This is a genomic window from Mesorhizobium sp. B2-8-1 (genome assembly GCF_006440955.1).
Taxonomy (GTDB): domain Bacteria; phylum Pseudomonadota; class Alphaproteobacteria; order Rhizobiales; family Rhizobiaceae; genus Mesorhizobium.
Genome location: NZ_VFTX01000011.1, coordinates 24672 through 40865 on the forward strand (window position 1 = coordinate 24672; position 16194 = coordinate 40865).

Below are 16194 nucleotides of genomic sequence, written 5' to 3' on the forward strand. Positions count from 1 at the left end.
AGAAAAGAATGCTTGAGATCAAGAACCTGCATGCCCGCATCGTCGATGACGGCACCGAAATCATCCGCGGCCTGAATCTCTCGGTAAAAGCCGGCGAGGTCGCCGCGATCATGGGGCCGAATGGCTCGGGCAAGTCGACGCTGTCCTACATCCTCGCCGGCCGCGAGGACTACGAGGTCACCGAGGGCGATATCCTCTACAACGGCCAATCGATCCTCGAAATGGATCCGGCCGAGCGCGCGACGTCGGGGATTTTCCTGGCCTTCCAGTATCCGATGGAGATACCGGGCGTGGCGACTATGGAGTTCCTGAAGGTTGCCATGAACGAGCAGCGCAAGGCGCGCGGCGAGGAGCCGCTGAAGATCCCCGAATTCCTGAAGCGGGTGAAGGAAGCCGCCGGCTCGCTCAACATGGACATGAACATGCTGAAGCGGCCGCTCAATGTCGGCTTCTCCGGCGGTGAGAAGAAGCGCGCCGAGATCCTGCAGATGAAGCTTTTGGAGCCAAAGCTCTGCGTGCTTGACGAGACCGATTCCGGGCTCGACATCGATGCGCTCAAGATCGTTTCCGATGGCGTCAACGCGTTGCGCTCGCCCGAGCGCGCCATTGTCGTCATCACGCACTATCAGCGGCTGCTCGAACACATCGTGCCCGACACCGTGCACGTGCTCTACAAGGGCCAGGTCATCAAGTCCGGCGACAAGTCGCTGGCGCTCGACCTCGAGGCCAATGGCTATGCCGGCGTGATCGGTGAAGCCGCGTGAGATGCCAGAAGGCAAGGTCAAACTGATGAACATGCACACACAACCCCAGCGGACACCGGCCGAAACAGCGTTGATCGACGCTTTCGGCGAACGGTTGTCGCTGCTGCCGGGCGACGGCGCGGTGATGTTGAAGCGCGACGACGCCATCGAGGCGGTGAAGCACGGACTGCCGACCCGGCGTATCGAATCCTGGCACTACACCGACCTGCGCCGGCTGCTGAATGCGGTGCCGGACTTCGACCCGACGGCCGTGGCCAAAGCCATCGCGCCAGTCGTTGAAGGTTCCACCGTGTTGCCGCTTCTCAACGGCGTGTCGAGCGCCAAAACGCCCGCAATCGAAGGCGTCAGCGTCCAGTGCCTGTCGGAGAAACTGACCGACGGCAGCATCGCGCCTGGGCTCGATCCCTACGGCAGCGACGATGCCATCGGGGCGTTGAACACGGCTTTCGTCGCCGACGGTTATTTCGTCGACATCGCCGATGGCACCCAAGTGGAAAAGCCGATCGAATTGCAAAACCTGCAGGCCGGCGGCCAGACGCATGTACGCCTGGCCGTGCGCGCCGGCGCCGACGCCAAGGCTGTGATCGTCGAACGCCAGGCCGGCGAGGGCGCGGCCCTTGTCAGCTCGGTCAGCCAGCTCGTGCTCGGCGAAGGCGCCGAGGTGACGTGGCTGATCATCCAGGAGCAGCCGGACACGGCAACGCATCTGGCGCAGTTCAAGGCTCATATCGGCAAGAATGCGAAGCTGACGCTGTTCGTCATGAACGCCGGCGGCAAGCTCGTGCGCCAGGAGGTCGTTGTGAAGACGACGGGCGAGGGCGCTGACTTCCAATTGCGCGGCATCAACCTGCTGGCCGGCGACGCCCACACGGACACCACCATGGTGCTCGATCATGCGGTGCCGCACACCACGTCGACGGAAGTGATCCGCAATGTCGTGACCGGCAAGGCGCGTGGCGTCTTCCAGGGCCGCATCAACGTCCATCAATACGCGCAGAAGACCAACGCCAAAATGGCTTGCAACACGCTGCTTCTGTCGGACGACGGCGAGTTCTCGACCAAGCCGGAACTCGAAATCTTCGCCGACGACGTGGTCTGCGGTCATGGCGCCACCGTCACCGAGATCGACCACAACCATCTGTTTTACCTGATGGCGCGCGGCATCGACGAGAAGAGCGCCCGTGGTCTGCTGGTGAAGGCCTTCATCGCCGAGGTGATCGAGGAACTGGACGACGAGGTGATCGTCGAGGCCCTGGAGACCAGGCTCGACGGCTGGTTTGCGGCGCATGGATGAGTGGATAGGGCTCGCTCCGGCGAACACCCCTGATCCGGCCGCTTCGCGGCCACCTTCTCCCACAAGGGGAGAAGGAAGAGCGCCTGACCTTCTCCCCTTGTGGGAGAAGGTGGATCGGCGCGAAGCGCCGAGACGGATGAGGGGCGTTGCACGGAATGAGGCGGTGCCTCAAGAGAGCTTATGATGGACCAGAAAGTCGAAACCTACGACGTCGAGGCGATCCGCCGCGATTTCCCGATTCTGTCACGCGAAGTCTACGGCAAACCTCTCGTCTATCTCGACAATGGCGCCTCGGCGCAGAAGCCGCAGGCGGTGCTCGACGCGGTCCAGCACGCCTATGCCCAGGAATACGCCAACGTCCATCGCGGCCTGCACTTCCTGTCCAATGCAGCGACCGACGCCTATGAGAAGGCGCGGGAGACGGTTCGCCGCTTCCTCAATGCGCCGAGCACCGACAATATCGTCTTCACCTCGAACACGACATCGGCGATCAACACGGTCGCCTATGGCTATGGCATGCCCAATATCGGCGAGGGCGACGAGATCGTGCTGTCGATCATGGAGCACCACTCCAACATCGTGCCATGGCATTTCATCCGCGAGCGGCAGGGCGCCAAACTGGTGTGGGTGCCGGTCGACGATCTCGGCGTCTTCCACATCGAGGAATTCGAGAAGCGACTGACCGGCCGCACAAAGCTGGTCGCCATCACGCAGATGTCGAACGCGCTGGGCACGGTGACGCCGATCAAGGAGATCGTGCGCATCGCGCATTCGCGCGGCATTCCCGTGCTCGTCGACGGCAGCCAGAGCGCCGTCCATATGCCCATCGACGTGCAGGACCTCGACTGCGATTTCTTCGTCTTCACCGGCCACAAGGTCTACGGTCCCTCCGGCATCGGTGTGCTCTATGGCAAGAAGGACATCTTGCAGCGCATGCGTCCGTTCATGGGTGGCGGCGAGATGATCGAGGAGGTGACCGAAGACATCGTCACCTACAACGACCCGCCGCACCGCTTCGAGGCCGGTACGCCGCCGATCGTCCAGGCGATCGGGCTCGGCGCCGCGCTCGATTACATGGAAAAGATCGGCCGCGAGCGCATCGCCGCGCACGAGGCCGATTTGAAGGACTATGCGCACGAGCGGCTGCGCGCCATCAACTCGCTGCGCATCTTCGGCGACGCGCCCGGCAAGGGCGCCATCATCTCGTTCGAGCTGCAAGGCATTCATGCCCATGACGTGTCGATGGTGATTGACCGGCAAGGCGTGGCTGTGCGCGCGGGCACCCATTGCGCCCAGCCCCTGTTGAAACGCTTCGGCGTAACCTCCACATGCAGGGCGTCGTTCGGCATGTATAATACGCGAGCCGAAGTCGATGCTTTGGCTGATGCGTTGGAAAAAGCGCGCAAGTTTTTCGGGTGACGATAATGGAAGATGCCAGCACAGCTACCGACGCTGTTCCCGACGCGGCCGCTAAGGCGGTGGTTTCCGCCTCCGCAATTCCCGCCGACGAACTGGCGCGGCTGACCGACGACATCGTCTCGGCGCTGAAGACGGTCTACGACCCGGAAATCCCGGCCGATATTTACGAGCTTGGCCTCGTCTACAAGATCGACATCGAGGACGACCGTTCGGTCAAGATCGACATGACGCTGACCGCGCCCGGCTGCCCGGTGGCCGGCGAGATGCCGGGCTGGGTTGAGAACGCCGTCGGCGCCGTCGAAGGCGTGTCGGGCGTCGAGGTCAACATGACATTCGACCCGCCCTGGTCGCCCGATCGCATGTCGGAAGAGGCGCAGGTGGCGGTGGGCTGGTATTGACCTTGAGTCCGGCACACTTGCGCCAGTGGTAAAACTTCACCATTTTAGGTGAGGAATCATTCGGCAGGCCTTGAACCTGCATGGAATGGAGAAGGAAAAAGATGGGACGCTTTGCCGTCATCACGATGACCGAAAAGGCCGCCGACCGGGTGCGCGAGATCGTTGCCACGCGTGAGAATGCGCATGGCATTCGCCTCGGTATCAAGAAGGGCGGTTGCGCCGGCATGGAATACACGGTCGACCTGGTGACCGAACCCAATACCAAGGACGACCACATCGAGCGCGACGGCGCCCATGTCTATGTCGCGCCGGAAGCAGCACTTTTCCTGTTCGGCACCGAGATGGATTTCGAGCAGACGACGCTGCGCACCGGCTTCACCTTCCGCAACCCGAACCAGAGCTCGGCCTGCGGCTGCGGCGAATCCGTCGAACTGAAGCCGGCCGACCTCAAGGCGCTGGCAGAAGCACGCGCCTCCGCCTGACCTTCCTTCGTCCCGTTTACGGGGAGAAGGTGTCCCCCAGGGCCGGATGAGGGGCAGCGATAGCCCCGCTGCCGGCGTTCGTCATTCGAAAAGCCGCGCAATTGGCTTCCCGCCTGCTGCGCAGACCACTCCTCACCTCCCTTAGAACGCAGCGAAGACACTCACTCCACCCACGTCCCGGTCCGCTTATGCCAGTCGGCGATCGATTCCTCGGGATAGACGTCGAACACCTTGTCGCTCGGCCCGACATCGGGCTCGACCCAGTTGGCCTTGTATTTCAGCATCAGATGCACCTTGCTTGGCGGTTTCGGCAGGTCGCTGTCGATCGCCGAGGCGAAGGGATGGACGAGTTCCGGCCAGGTCGGGTCGTAGAGCCACAGCGCCGATCCGCATTTGCGGCAGAAATTGCGCTCTCCGGTCGAGATTTCGCAATGCGGATGTTCGTCGTCCTCGATCTCGGCCCGATAGACGCCGAGGCTGCTCTTGCCGCGGATGGTCATCGTCTCGTAGTCGGCGCCGAGATTGATGGCAAAACCGCCGCCGCCCTGCTGCTTGCGGCAGATCGAGCAGTAGCACAGCATGAATGGCACGGGCGTGTGGCTTTCCACCTCGAAACGAACGGCATTGCAGCGGCAGGAGCCTTTGAGCAGGACAGGCATGACGGGAAACTCCGGTCGATCCCCTTTCAACCTGTCAGCATGGTTTTGGTTGCGGCGATGACAAGGCCGGATCGCGGTGACATGATCCGCGCATGGACAATGAACGCATAGAAGAACTCTTCCAGAGCCTGGGCCCGGTCAGCATCCGCAAACTGTTCGGCGGCAAGGGCATCTATGCCGACGGCGTCATCGTCGCCATCGTGTTGCGCGGCGAATTGATGCTGAAAGCGGACGAGCAAAGCGCGCCCGACTTCGAGGCCGCCGGCTGCGCGCAGTGGACCTACACCGGGTCTCGCCACGGCAAGCTGGTGGCGATGCCCTATTGGAGTATTCCCGATAGTGCCTTCGACGACCCCGACGAGATGGCGGTATGGGCGCGGCGGGCCTATGAGGCGGGGCGGCGGGCGGGAAAATAACGCTAGGACCTCGGGGCGATGAGGCAGTGCAGACTTTCTCGGAGACGTCCAGCAGGACAGAGGAGGGCGTGACGGAACTCGGTGGTCGCGAGTAGCCGTGGTGCCGCCGCTCGTATTTCCGGCGTCCTACAGCGCCCCGGCAATTCGCGCTGCCAGCCGAGCATTGTTTTCGACCAGCGCGATGTTGGTCTTCAGGCTCCGGCCGCCGGTGAGTTCGAGGATTTTGGAGAGCAGGAACGGCGTCACCGCCTTGCCGGTAACGTTGAGCGCCTCGGCGGCCTTCTGGGCGGCCTCGATGTAGCCGGCCATCTCGCCGGCCGGGATTTCGTGATCCTCCGGCACCGGATTGGCGATCAGCATGCCGCCGCTCAGGCCCAGCGCCTGTCGCGTCTTGTAAAAATGCGCGATCTCTTCCGGCGCGTGCAAGGTCAGCGGCGCGCGGAACGGCGACTGCCGCGACCAGAAGGCCGGCATGGTCTCGCAGCCATGGCCGATCACGGGCACGCCGCGGGTCTCCAGCACCTCCAGCGTCTTTTCGATGTCGAGGATGGCCTTGGCCCCAGCCGAGACGACGATGACGGGCGTGCGCGCCAGCTCATCGAGGTCGGCGGAAATGTCGAAGCTTTTTTCGGCGCCCTTGTGCACGCCGCCGATGCCGCCGGTGGCGAACACCTTTATCCCAACCATATGCGCGGCGATCATTGTGGCGGCAACCGTGGTGCCGCCGGTGCGCCCTTGCGCGACGGCGAAGCCGAGATCGGCGCGAGAGAGCTTCATGGCGTCGCCGGTCATGGCGAGCGATTCGCGTTCTCCGTCGGAGAGGCCGATCTTGATGCGGCCCGCCACCACGGCGATCGTCGCCGGCACCGCGCCGCCGTCCGCAATGATCCTTTCCACGTCGGCCGCCATGGCGCCATTGTCGGGGTAGGGCATGCCGTGGGTTATGATGGTGCTTTCCAGCGCCACCACGGGCTTCCCGGCGGCCAAGGCTTGCGCCACCGGCGCGTGGACATCGATGAAGGCGCGGGCGGTGTCTGGGGTCATCTGGATCTCCAATCCGAAGTGCGGCGCATCCTTTCGGATGCCGGTCTCATGCCATTTTCTGCTCTTCGGGCACAAGAGCCAGCGCTTGCGCGAAAGTCGCCGTGGTGAAATCGGGAACGGCGCTCGCGCTTTCAATAGCCAGCGTCGCGGCGGCGACGCCCTCGCGCAACGCCGCGCGCAAGGGCATGCCGCGCAGTAGGGCGGCGACCGTCGCGCCGGCAAGCGCATCGCCGGCGCCGGTGACGTCCACGACCTTTCTTGGAGGGGGCGGGACGACGGCAAAGCTGCCGTCGCGGTCGAAGCCCAGCACCGGGCCGCCGCCCGCCGTGACCACCGCGCTGTCGAGGCCGGCGCTTCTCAGCCCGTCGAGGATAGTTTTTTGAGAGGCGGCATCGTCAAGTCCGGCAAGCGCCACCGCCTCGCGCCTGTTCATGAAGGCGACGGCCAGGCCGCCGAGCACCGGTGTCAAGCGCACGACCTTGGCCGGTGAAATGGCAATGGCGAACACGGGCTTGCCGGCGGCAAGCGACACCAGCCGCTCCAGAGCCGCCGATGGCAGATTGGCGTCGCACAGGACGGCATCTGCGGCGGCGATCTCCTCCCTCACCCTGGAGCGGCGGATCTGCTTTGCAAATGCCAGTTCATAAAGCGCCATGTCGGCAAAGCCGACGAGCAGTTCGCCCTCGCGGTCGATCAGCGCCGTATAGCTCGGCGTCGTGCGGTCGAGGAACACCGCGGACAGGTCGGCAATGCCTGCTTCGGCGATGGCGCGCGAAACCGTGTCGGCGGCGGCATCACCGCCGCGCACCGACAGCAACGAGCCCGAGACGCCTCGCCGCACCGTGCTGCGCAATGCGTTGAAGACGCCGCCGCCAACGTCCTCGCGCATCGTGCCCGGGTTGGAGGCAGCCGGCACGTAAGCGCCGGACACCTGGCCGCGCCTGTCGATATGGGCGCCGCCCACCGCCAGGACTCTTGGAGATCTCACCATGCGCCGATATGACCTTTGTTGGCGGTCACGCACAAGCGCCATGCTGTGCGACGGAGCTTCGCAGGCAACAGCCAGCGATTCGTGAGGCCGGCATGGCGAACCAGCCTGGCCTAATATTCGGACCATGTTGGAGCCGAATCCTGAGACAAAAAAAGAACAAATCAGGATGTTGCTTATTTTTCAAATGCTTGATCCCTCTTGCCAAATGAGAACAAAAAAGGTACAAATAACCAAGGATTACGGATTGTCCGGCCTTCATTGACGACTACGGGGTGATGTATCATGGCTCAGAACAGCTTGCGGCTTGTAGAGGATAAGGCAGTGGACAAATCAAAGGCTCTGGATGCGGCGCTGTCGCAAATCGAGCGGGCTTTCGGCAAGGGCTCGATCATGCGGCTCGGCGCGAACGAGCAGGTCGTCGAGATCGAAACCGTGCCGACCGGCTCGCTCGGCCTCGACATCGCGCTTGGCGTCGGCGGCCTGCCGCGCGGCCGCATCATCGAGATCTACGGGCCGGAAAGCTCGGGTAAGACGACGCTGGCGCTGCACACGGTGGCGGAAGCCCAGAAGAAGGGCGGCATCTGCGCCTTCGTCGATGCCGAGCATGCGCTCGATCCGGTCTATGCCCGCAAGCTCGGCGTCGATCTCGAAAACCTCCTGATCTCGCAGCCCGACACTGGCGAGCAGGCGCTTGAGATCTGCGATACGCTGGTGCGCTCCGGCGCCATCGATGTGCTGGTGGTCGATTCGGTCGCGGCGCTGACGCCGCGCGCCGAAATCGAGGGCGAGATGGGCGATTCGCTGCCCGGCCTGCAGGCCCGCCTGATGAGCCAGGCGCTGCGCAAGCTGACCGCCTCGATCTCGCGCTCCAACACCATGGTCATCTTCATCAACCAGATCCGCATGAAGATCGGCGTCATGTTCGGCTCGCCCGAAACCACCACCGGCGGCAATGCGCTGAAATTCTACGCCTCGGTGCGTCTCGATATCCGCCGCATCGGCTCGGTCAAGGACCGCGACGAGGTCGTCGGCAACCAGACCCGCGTCAAGGTGGTCAAGAACAAGCTGGCGCCGCCCTTCAAGGTGGTCGAGTTCGACATCATGTACGGCGAAGGCGTGTCGAAGACCGGCGAGCTGGTCGATCTCGGCGTCAAGGCCGGCGTGGTCGAGAAATCGGGCGCCTGGTTCTCCTACAATTCGCAGCGTCTCGGCCAGGGCCGCGAGAACGCGAAGCTGTTCCTGCGCGACAATCCCGATACGGCGCGCGAGATCGAACTTGCGCTCAGGCAGAACGCCGGACTGATCGCCGAAAAATTCCTTGAGAATGGCGGCTCCGAAGGTGGCGATGATGGCTTCGAGGATGAAGCCGGCGCGATGTAAGCGCTCGTCGGCACGATCTAGCGTTCGCTGGCGCGATCTAGCGTTCGGTTTACGGCCCGAGTTCGGCCATAATCCCGGTTCATCAACTTGAGCTTATGTAATCGAGTTCTGTAGTATTGCGTTTCGAACCGCCGGCCCCGTGCCGGCGGTTTCCGTTTTGAGCGGCTGGCGAACCGCGAATTGGCCAGCTTGCGTGTTTCTGGACAGGGTGCCAAGCGGCGGCTAAAAGGCCAGCTCCATCTTCTAAAGCAGAGCCCATTTTCCGCCGGTCCGGCCGGCGGCTCTCTCGAAAAGGCAGCATTCATGAGTGGCGTGAACGAGATCCGGTCGACATTTCTCGACTATTTCCGCAAGGAGGGTCACGAGGTCGTGGCGTCGAGCCCGCTTGTGCCGCGCAACGATCCGACGCTGATGTTCACCAATGCCGGCATGGTGCAGTTCAAGAACGTCTTCACCGGCCTGGAGAAGCGGCCCTATTCGCGTGCCACGACCGCCCAGAAAAGCGTTCGCGCCGGCGGCAAGCACAACGACCTCGACAATGTCGGCTACACCGCGCGCCACCTGACCTTCTTCGAGATGCTCGGCAATTTCTCCTTCGGCGACTATTTCAAGGAGCGCGCCATCGAGTTGGCCTGGAACCTCATTACCAGGGAGTTCGGGCTTAAGAAGGACAAGCTGCTCGTCACCGTCTACCACACCGACGACGAGGCGGCCGGCTTCTGGAAGAAGATCGCCGGCTTTTCCGATGATCGCATCATCCGCATCCCGACCTCCGACAATTTCTGGGCGATGGGCGACACCGGGCCGTGCGGGCCATGCTCGGAAATCTTCATCGATCGCGGCGAGCACATCTGGGGCGGTCCGCCCGGCACCCCGGAGGAGGACGGCGACCGGTTCCTGGAATTCTGGAACCTGGTGTTCATGCAGTACGAGCAGGTGACGAAGGACGAGCGCATCGACCTGCCGCGGCCGTCGATCGACACCGGGATGGGCCTGGAGCGCATGGCCTCCATCCTGCAAGGCGTGGAAAGCGTGTTTGAGACCGACCTGTTCCGCCATCTGATCGATGCGGCGTCGTCCGCGCTCGGCCGCAGTCCCGACGCCGAGACCGTCGCATCCTATCGCATCATAGCCGATCACCTGCGCTCGTCGTCGTTCCTGGTCGCAGACGGCGTGCTGCCATCGAATGAAGGCCGCGGCTATGTGCTGCGCCGCATCATGCGCCGCGCCATGCGCCATGCGCAACTGCTCGGTGCGAACGAGCCGCTGGTGTGGAAGCTGGTGCCGGCGCTGGTTCGCGAGATGGGCCAGGCCTATCCGGAACTGGTGCGCGGCGAACAACTGATCACCGAGACTCTGAAGCTTGAGGAGACCAGGTTTCGCAAGACGCTGGTGCGCGGTCTCGGTTTGCTGTCGGAGGCGACGGAAAAGCTCGGCGCCGGCGATATGCTGGACGGCGAGACGGCCTTCAAGCTTTATGACACCTACGGCTTCCCGCTCGACCTGACGCAGGATGCGCTGCGCCAGCGCAACATCTCGGTCGATCTTGCCGGCTTCACCAATGCGATGGAGCAGCAGAAGGCCGAGGCGCGTAAGCACTGGGCAGGTTCCGGCGAGGCGGCGACGGAAGCGGTCTGGTTCCCGGTGCGCGAAAAATCCGGCGCTACCGAATTCCTCGGCTACGAGACCGAGCAGGCGGAAGGCATTATCCAGGCGCTTGTCCGCGACGGCAAGACCGTCGACAGCGCCGGCAAGGGCGAAGCGGTAGCCGTAGTCGTCAACCAGACGCCGTTCTATGCCGAATCCGGCGGCCAGATGGGCGACACCGGAACCATTTCAGGCGAAGGCTTCTCGATCGAGATTTCCGATACGCAGAAGAAGGCCGACGGGCTGTTCGTGCATCTCGGCAAGGTGGTCAGCGGCACTGCCAGGACGGGTGCCGCCGTCGAGCTGAAGGTTGACCATGCGAGGCGCTCCAGGCTCCGCGCGAACCATTCCGCGACGCATCTGATCCATGAGGCGCTGCGCGAGGTGCTGGGCACCCATGTCGCACAGAAGGGCTCGCTGGTCGCGCCCGAGCGCCTGCGCTTCGACATCTCGCACAACAAGCCCATCTCGCCCTCGGAACTCGAGGAGGTCGAGCGCATGGCCAATGAGATCGTGGTGCAGAACAGCCCGGTGATCACGCGCCTGATGTCGGTCGACGATGCCATTGCCGAAGGCGCCATGGCGCTGTTCGGCGAGAAATACGGCGATGAGGTGCGCGTCGTGTCTATGGGCACGGGCCTACATGGCGCCAAGGCCAACCGCCCCTATTCGGTCGAGCTTTGCGGCGGCACGCATGTCAGGGCAACCGGTGACATCGGCCTGGTGCGCGTCGTGTCCGACAGCGCCGTCGCCTCAGGCGTGCGCCGTATCGAGGCGCTGACGGGCGAGGCCGCGCGCAAGCATCTCGATGAACAGGACCGGCGGCTGAAGGCGGCCGCCGCAACACTGAAAATCTCGCCGGCCGACGTGCCGGCGCGTGTTGAAGCCCTGCTCGAAGAGCGCAAGAAGCTCGAGAAGGAGCTCACCGAAGCGCGCAAGAAGCTGGCGCTGGGCGGCGGGTCGCCCGCTGACGCGCCGGCCGCCAACGAGACCGTCGCGGGCGTCGGCTTCCTCGGCAAGTCGGTTTCCGGTGTCTCGCCGAAGGATCTGAAGCCGCTCGCCGATGCCGGCAAAAGCTCGCTCGGCTCCGGCGTGGTCGTGTTTGTCGGTGCGGGCGAGGACAACAAGGCGAGCGTCGTGGTCGCTGTCACCGATGATCTCGTCGGCCGCTTCAGCGCCGTCGACCTGGTGCGCGTCGCCTCCGCAGTACTCGGCGGGCAGGGCGGCGGCGGCCGGCCCGACATGGCGCAGGCCGGTGGCCCCGATGCCTCGAAGGCCGACGACGCGATTGCTGCGGTGAGGGCGGCGCTGGAGGCGGCGTGATTCATTGCAGAATTGGCAGGCAACGCTCCAGGCCGGTTGCTTCCCTTTGAGGTTCGCGCCGCCCCCTCATGAGGGGCGACGCTGACATCAATGATCGGTTGTCCGCGAAATCATTGACCTGAATCGAATGTCGCTGTGCGGCGCTGTCGCAGATCAGCTGGCCTTTTCAGTCCTGGCAAAGCTTGTCTGTTTAGCAATACAATCCCACCAGTCCTGTATGTCGGCAAAGCGAGCCAGCAGTTTGCGCCCTTCCGCCACCTTGACGAAATAGCCGATGATCGGTGCCGCATGCAGGTCGGCGAGCGTCAGTTGATTGCCGAGCAACCACGGCCCCGGGGATCTCAATGATGAGAGCGCCTGAAGGACCGTTCCTGCTTGTCGTAATCCGCTGACAATCAGCGCTTCGTCAGGCGACGCCTTCTCCAGCCGCTCCACGGCGACGTCCCAGACCATGGCCCGATAGCCATAAGCGTCGAGCATGCCGATGATCTGGTTCATCCGCGCGCGGCCGCGCGGATCCTTCGGCTGCAAAGGCGGCCCGTCGAACGCCTCGTCGACATAGCGCGCAATCGCGCTGGCCTCGAACAGGCGAAAACCGTCATGCTCGAAGGCCGGGATGCGGCCGAACGGGTGGTGCTCGAAATACCAGCCGGGGATGCCCTCGGCGGCGAACACATCGACCGGCACAAGCTCGTAGTCGACGCCCTTCTCCTCCAGCGCCATGCGCGCTATGCGCACGTAAACGCTGTAGTCGGCGCCGTAGAGGACCGGTTTGGCCATGTTGCCAGTCCTTTGCTTTCGATTTTCGTTGGCCCAAAAAAGCGAAGGCTCCTTCCGGAGCCTTCGGCATGTTGAACCCGCGGGTGCTTACGCCATCGCCTTCTGCAAATTCTCGTCGATCTTGTCCAGGAAACCAGTGGTCGAAAGCCAGGGCTGGTCGGGGCCGATCAGCAGCGACAGGTCCTTGGTCATGAAGCCGGATTCGACGGTCTGGATGCAGACCTTTTCGAGTGTCTCCGCGAAGCGTTTCAATTCAGCATTGTCGTCGAGCTTGGCGCGATGGGCGAGGCCCCGGGTCCAGGCGAAGATCGAGGCGATCGAATTGGTCGAGGTTTCCTCGCCCTTCTGGTGCTGGCGATAGTGGCGCGTCACGGTGCCGTGCGCGGCTTCCGCTTCCACCGTCTTGCCGTCCGGCGTCATCAGCACCGACGTCATCAGGCCGAGCGAGCCGAACCCCTGCGCCACCGTGTCGGACTGTACGTCGCCGTCATAGTTCTTGCAGGCCCAGACATAGCCACCCGACCATTTCAGGCTGGAGGCCACCATGTCGTCGATCAGGCGGTGCTCGTACCACAGCTTCTTGGACTTGAACTCGGCCTCGAACTCAGCCTCGTAGACCTCCTGGAAAATATCCTTGAAGCGGCCGTCATAGGCCTTGAGGATGGTGTTCTTGGTCGAGAGATAGACCGGGTAGTTGCGCAGCAGGCCGTAGTTCAGCGAAGCGCGGGCGAATTCGCGGATCGATTCGTCTAGGTTGTACATGGCCATGGCGACGCCGGCGCCGGGCGCGTCGAACACGTCGTGCTCGATCACCTGGCCATCCTCGCCGACGAACTTGATCGTCAGCTTGCCCTTGCCGGGAAAACGGAAATCGGTGGCGCGGTACTGGTCGCCATAGGCGTGGCGGCCGACGATGATCGGCTTGGTCCAGCCGGGCACCAGCCGCGGCACGTTCTTCATGATGATCGGCTCGCGGAAGATGGTGCCGCCGAGAATGTTGCGGATGGTGCCGTTCGGCGACTTCCACATCTTCTTCAGCTTGAATTCCTCGACGCGCTGCTCGTCGGGCGTGATGGTCGCGCATTTCACGCCGACGCCGTATTTTTTGATGGCGTTGGCCGAATCGACGGTCACCTGGTCGTTGGTGGCGTCGCGATGCTCGATGCCGAGGTCGTAATATTCAAGCTTGAGGTCGAGATAAGGGTGGATCAGCTTGTCCTTGATGAACTGCCAGATGATGCGGGTCATCTCGTCGCCGTCGAGTTCGACGACCGGGTTCGCCACCTTGATCTTCGCCATGGAAAGAATGCCTCGTTGCTGGGAAATGGGACGGCCTTGCCCGCGTGGCGTTCGGCCGGGGATGCGCTCCTATATCAAAGCGTTTTTGGCCGCGCAAACGACGATCGGTCACGAAAGCGAAGCGATCGCCCCGCCATTTGCGAATGGTTCATTTTCGCGGCCGAATATGGCAGGGGACGCTGAAATGCCGCAAACAGCAGTTCATTGACAATCATGCCCGTCACCAAAGATTCCGATACCGCTTCAGTCGCCAGCCCCGCCATCATCCTCGTGGAGCCGCAGCTCGGCGAGAATATCGGCATGGTTGCGCGCGCCATGGCCAATTTCGGCCTGGTCGAACTTCGCCTCGTCAACCCGCGCGACGGCTGGCCGAACGAGAAGGCGCGGGCGGCGGCCAGCCGCGCCGACCATGTCATCGATGCCGTCAAGGTTTTCGACGATCTCGCCACGGCGATGGCCGACCTGAATTTCGTTTTCGCGACCACCGCAAGGCAACGCGACGGCTTCAAGCCCGTGCGCGGGCCGGTCGAGGCGGGCAGGGTGCTCCGGGCTCGCCATGGCATGGGTCAGCGAACCGGCATCCTGTTCGGCCGCGAGCGTTTCGGCCTCTATAATGACGAGGTTGGCCTCGCCGACGAGATCGTCACTTTTCCGGTCGATCCCGATTTCTCCTCGCTTAACATCGCCCAGGCCGCGCTTCTCATGTCCTACGAGTGGATGAAATCCGGCCTCGAGGACGAGACCAAGACCAACTTTACGGGTCCGGACATGAAGCCGGCCAGCAAGGAAGAACTGCACGGATTGTTCGCCTATCTCGAAGGCGCACTCGAAGCGCGCGGCTATTTCCGGCCGGCGCCGAAGAAGCCGAAGATGGTTGACAATCTGCGCGCCGTATTGACCCGGGCGGGATTTGCCGAGCCGGAGCTCAAGGTGCTGCGCGGCATCATCTCGTCGCTGGACAGGTTCTCGCCGGCGATGCCGCGCGGCGACGGCTCTCCGGGAGATGATCCAAGGCGGCTTCCGGCAGCGGCGCGCGCCGGCGGTCCCGGCCGCAAGACCAATGCGGATCGTCAGGTGGCCGATGACGACGACAACGCCGCGCCGCCGCTCGGCGGCAAGGGAACCGACAATGACTGATCAGCCGATCCTGATGTTCGATTCCGGCATTGGCGGGCTGACTGTGCTGCGCGAGGCGCGCGTGCTGATGCCCGACCGCCGCTTCGTCTACATCGCCGACGATGCCGCCTTCCCCTTTGGCGCCTGGGAGGAACCGGCGCTGCGGGTCCATATTCTCGACCTGTTCGGCAAATTGCTCGACCGGTTCGCCCCGGCCATCTCGGTCATCGCCTGCAACACCGCCTCGACGCTGGTGATCGATGCGTTGCGCGAGAGATTTCCCGGCCATCCCTTTGTCGGCACCGTGCCTGCGATCAAGCCGGCGGCGGAGCGTACCCGCTCCGGCCTCGTCTCCGTGCTGGCGACGCCGGGCACGGTGAAACGGCAATACACGCGCGACCTGATCAGCAAATGGGCGCAGAAGTGCCATGTCCGGCTGGTCGGTAGCGACCGCCTGGCGGGGCTGGCCGAAGCCTATATGCGCGAAGGGTTCGTCGACGAGGAAGCCGTGCGCGCCGAGATCTCCCCGTGTTTCATCGAGCGCGACGGCATGCGCACCGACATCGCCGTGCTCGCCTGTACGCACTATCCTTTTCTGGTCAACCGCATGCGCAAGACCGCACCCTGGCCGGTCGACTGGATCGATCCTGCCGAAGCGATCGCCCGGCGGGCGATGTCGCTGCTGTCGCCGGTCAATGGGCCGTTGCCGCATGGTGAGCCGGACATCGCGGTCTTCACGTCCGGCAAGGCGGATTTTGCCACCAGCCGTTTGATGCAGGGCTTTGGACTGGCGGTCGCCTGATTTCCGGAACATTGGCGAGGCCGTTTCGTTTTCTCCCAGGCAATGAAGGGAGAAAAACCATGCCTGCCACCTCGAAAGCCCAGCAGAAGGCCGCCGGCGCCGCATTGTCGGCCAAGCGCGGCGAGACCAAGAAGAGCGAGCTCAAAGGCGCTTCCAAAGGGATGTACGAATCCATGAGCGAAAAGCAGCTCGAGGAATTCGCCGAAACCAAGCGCAAGGATCTGCCGGAGAAAAAGAAGCACTGAGGGAAGCGCCATTTGGCAACGCCCTTTGTGAAGGGCTCGTCCAATGGCAAGAAATAGGCCCGCGACGGGGTCGCAGGCCTTGGTGTTATTGTCTGGTCAATGGCCGACGTAATCAGCGCCAGTGGCGGCTGTTAG

At 63.4% G+C, this 16194-nt stretch carries 16 protein-coding genes; 11 read left to right on the forward strand and 5 right to left on the reverse strand.

Features of this window, described 5'->3' with window-relative positions; translation table 11 throughout:
- Positions 1-8 precede the first annotated feature (8 nt).
- The 5 genes from sufC to sufA all read left to right on the forward strand — a co-directional run bounded on the left by sufC (position 9) and on the right by sufA (position 4357).
- Positions 9-764 (forward strand): Fe-S cluster assembly ATPase SufC, encoded by a 756-nt coding sequence (gene sufC / locus FJ428_RS24415; protein WP_140624752.1) that lies wholly within the window; start codon positions 9-11, stop codon positions 762-764.
- 25 nt (positions 765-789) lie between these two features.
- Complete coding sequence (gene sufD, locus FJ428_RS24420) at positions 790-2058, forward strand: Fe-S cluster assembly protein SufD (RefSeq protein ID WP_140515796.1); 1269 nt, start codon at positions 790-792, stop codon at positions 2056-2058.
- Between the two features lie 183 nt (positions 2059-2241).
- On the forward strand, positions 2242-3477 hold the full coding sequence (locus tag FJ428_RS24425; RefSeq protein WP_140624753.1) for a cysteine desulfurase: 1236 nt from the start codon (positions 2242-2244) through the stop codon (positions 3475-3477).
- A gap of 5 nt (positions 3478-3482) precedes the next feature.
- Entirely contained in the window at positions 3483-3875 is a 393-nt protein-coding gene (locus tag FJ428_RS24430; RefSeq protein ID WP_140547766.1) for an SUF system Fe-S cluster assembly protein, read from the forward strand.
- A 101-nt stretch (positions 3876-3976) separates the two neighbouring features.
- Positions 3977-4357: a Fe-S cluster assembly scaffold SufA gene (gene sufA / locus FJ428_RS24435; RefSeq protein ID WP_006206001.1), complete on the forward strand. Its 381-nt coding sequence runs from the start codon at positions 3977-3979 to the stop codon at positions 4355-4357.
- Between the two features lie 161 nt (positions 4358-4518).
- Here sufA and FJ428_RS24440 read toward each other — a convergent pair whose 3' ends face one another.
- Positions 4519-5016, reverse strand: a complete 498-nt coding sequence (locus FJ428_RS24440) for a GFA family protein (RefSeq protein ID WP_140583375.1) — start codon at positions 5014-5016, stop codon at positions 4519-4521.
- Positions 5017-5108: 92 nt separating this feature from the next.
- Between FJ428_RS24440 and FJ428_RS24445 the strand changes: the two genes are divergently transcribed.
- Positions 5109-5432 carry a TfoX/Sxy family protein gene (locus FJ428_RS24445; RefSeq protein ID WP_140493867.1) on the forward strand — a complete coding sequence of 108 codons (324 nt, stop codon included), beginning with the start codon at positions 5109-5111 and terminating at the stop codon, positions 5430-5432.
- Between the two features lie 126 nt (positions 5433-5558).
- Here the strand turns inward: FJ428_RS24445 and FJ428_RS24450 are convergent, their stop codons facing one another.
- Positions 5559-6476 carry a pseudouridine-5'-phosphate glycosidase gene (locus tag FJ428_RS24450; protein ID WP_140518331.1) on the reverse strand — a complete coding sequence of 306 codons (918 nt, stop codon included), beginning with the start codon at positions 6474-6476 and terminating at the stop codon, positions 5559-5561.
- Positions 6477-6522: 46 nt separating this feature from the next.
- On the reverse strand, positions 6523-7467 hold the full coding sequence (locus FJ428_RS24455) for a carbohydrate kinase family protein (protein ID WP_140518330.1): 945 nt from the start codon (positions 7465-7467) through the stop codon (positions 6523-6525).
- A 282-nt stretch (positions 7468-7749) separates the two neighbouring features.
- Here FJ428_RS24455 and recA point away from each other — a divergent pair, with 282 nt between their 5' ends.
- Both recA and alaS read left to right on the forward strand, forming a co-directional pair.
- Positions 7750-8847, forward strand: coding sequence for a recombinase RecA (gene recA, locus FJ428_RS24460; protein WP_010909075.1), 1098 nt, complete (start codon positions 7750-7752; stop codon positions 8845-8847).
- Between the two features lie 303 nt (positions 8848-9150).
- Entirely contained in the window at positions 9151-11817 is a 2667-nt protein-coding gene (gene alaS, locus FJ428_RS24465) for an alanine--tRNA ligase (protein ID WP_140880392.1), read from the forward strand.
- Positions 11818-11970: 153 nt separating this feature from the next.
- On the opposite strand, the gene FJ428_RS24470 is transcribed toward alaS, so the two are convergent.
- On the reverse strand, positions 11971-12597 hold the full coding sequence (locus FJ428_RS24470; RefSeq protein ID WP_140880393.1) for a glutathione S-transferase N-terminal domain-containing protein: 627 nt from the start codon (positions 12595-12597) through the stop codon (positions 11971-11973).
- A gap of 87 nt (positions 12598-12684) precedes the next feature.
- Complete coding sequence (locus FJ428_RS24475) at positions 12685-13896, reverse strand: NADP-dependent isocitrate dehydrogenase (RefSeq protein ID WP_140493857.1); 1212 nt, start codon at positions 13894-13896, stop codon at positions 12685-12687.
- Positions 13897-14109: 213 nt separating this feature from the next.
- Here FJ428_RS24475 and FJ428_RS24480 point away from each other — a divergent pair, with 213 nt between their 5' ends.
- From FJ428_RS24480 to FJ428_RS24490, 3 genes are read left to right on the forward strand one after another with little or no spacing between them, the layout of a single operon-like run.
- The gene (locus FJ428_RS24480) at positions 14110-15033 is read left to right on the forward strand and encodes an RNA methyltransferase (protein WP_140493855.1); all 924 of its coding nucleotides are present in this window, start codon (positions 14110-14112) and stop codon (positions 15031-15033) included.
- The gene (murI, locus tag FJ428_RS24485; RefSeq protein ID WP_140493853.1) at positions 15026-15814 is read left to right on the forward strand and encodes a glutamate racemase; all 789 of its coding nucleotides are present in this window, start codon (positions 15026-15028) and stop codon (positions 15812-15814) included. The genes FJ428_RS24480 and murI overlap by 8 nt, the downstream gene beginning before the upstream one ends.
- 59 nt (positions 15815-15873) lie before the next feature.
- Positions 15874-16059 (forward strand): DUF3008 family protein, encoded by a 186-nt coding sequence (locus tag FJ428_RS24490; protein WP_140493851.1) that lies wholly within the window; start codon positions 15874-15876, stop codon positions 16057-16059.
- Positions 16060-16194 lie beyond the last annotated feature (135 nt).

Excerpts from the sequence above, each read along its gene's own strand:
- sufC (WP_140624752.1), top strand. The coding sequence starts at position 9 with ATGCTTGAGATCAAGAACCTGCATGCCCGCATCGTCGATGACGGCACC.
- sufD (WP_140515796.1), top strand. The coding sequence starts at position 790 with ATGAACATGCACACACAACCCCAGCGGACACCGGCCGAAACAGCGTTG.
- FJ428_RS24425 (WP_140624753.1), top strand. The coding sequence starts at position 2,242 with ATGGACCAGAAAGTCGAAACCTACGACGTCGAGGCGATCCGCCGCGAT.
- FJ428_RS24430 (WP_140547766.1), top strand. The coding sequence starts at position 3,483 with ATGGAAGATGCCAGCACAGCTACCGACGCTGTTCCCGACGCGGCCGCT.
- sufA (WP_006206001.1), top strand. The coding sequence starts at position 3,977 with ATGGGACGCTTTGCCGTCATCACGATGACCGAAAAGGCCGCCGACCGG.
- FJ428_RS24440 (WP_140583375.1), bottom strand. The coding sequence starts at position 5,016 with ATGCCTGTCCTGCTCAAAGGCTCCTGCCGCTGCAATGCCGTTCGTTTC.
- FJ428_RS24445 (WP_140493867.1), top strand. The coding sequence starts at position 5,109 with ATGGACAATGAACGCATAGAAGAACTCTTCCAGAGCCTGGGCCCGGTC.
- FJ428_RS24450 (WP_140518331.1), bottom strand. The coding sequence starts at position 6,476 with ATGACCCCAGACACCGCCCGCGCCTTCATCGATGTCCACGCGCCGGTG.
- FJ428_RS24455 (WP_140518330.1), bottom strand. The coding sequence starts at position 7,467 with ATGGTGAGATCTCCAAGAGTCCTGGCGGTGGGCGGCGCCCATATCGAC.
- recA (WP_010909075.1), top strand. The coding sequence starts at position 7,750 with ATGGCTCAGAACAGCTTGCGGCTTGTAGAGGATAAGGCAGTGGACAAA.
- alaS (WP_140880392.1), top strand. The coding sequence starts at position 9,151 with ATGAGTGGCGTGAACGAGATCCGGTCGACATTTCTCGACTATTTCCGC.
- FJ428_RS24470 (WP_140880393.1), bottom strand. The coding sequence starts at position 12,597 with ATGGCCAAACCGGTCCTCTACGGCGCCGACTACAGCGTTTACGTGCGC.
- FJ428_RS24475 (WP_140493857.1), bottom strand. The coding sequence starts at position 13,896 with ATGGCGAAGATCAAGGTGGCGAACCCGGTCGTCGAACTCGACGGCGAC.
- FJ428_RS24480 (WP_140493855.1), top strand. The coding sequence starts at position 14,110 with ATGCCCGTCACCAAAGATTCCGATACCGCTTCAGTCGCCAGCCCCGCC.
- murI (WP_140493853.1), top strand. The coding sequence starts at position 15,026 with ATGACTGATCAGCCGATCCTGATGTTCGATTCCGGCATTGGCGGGCTG.
- FJ428_RS24490 (WP_140493851.1), top strand. The coding sequence starts at position 15,874 with ATGCCTGCCACCTCGAAAGCCCAGCAGAAGGCCGCCGGCGCCGCATTG.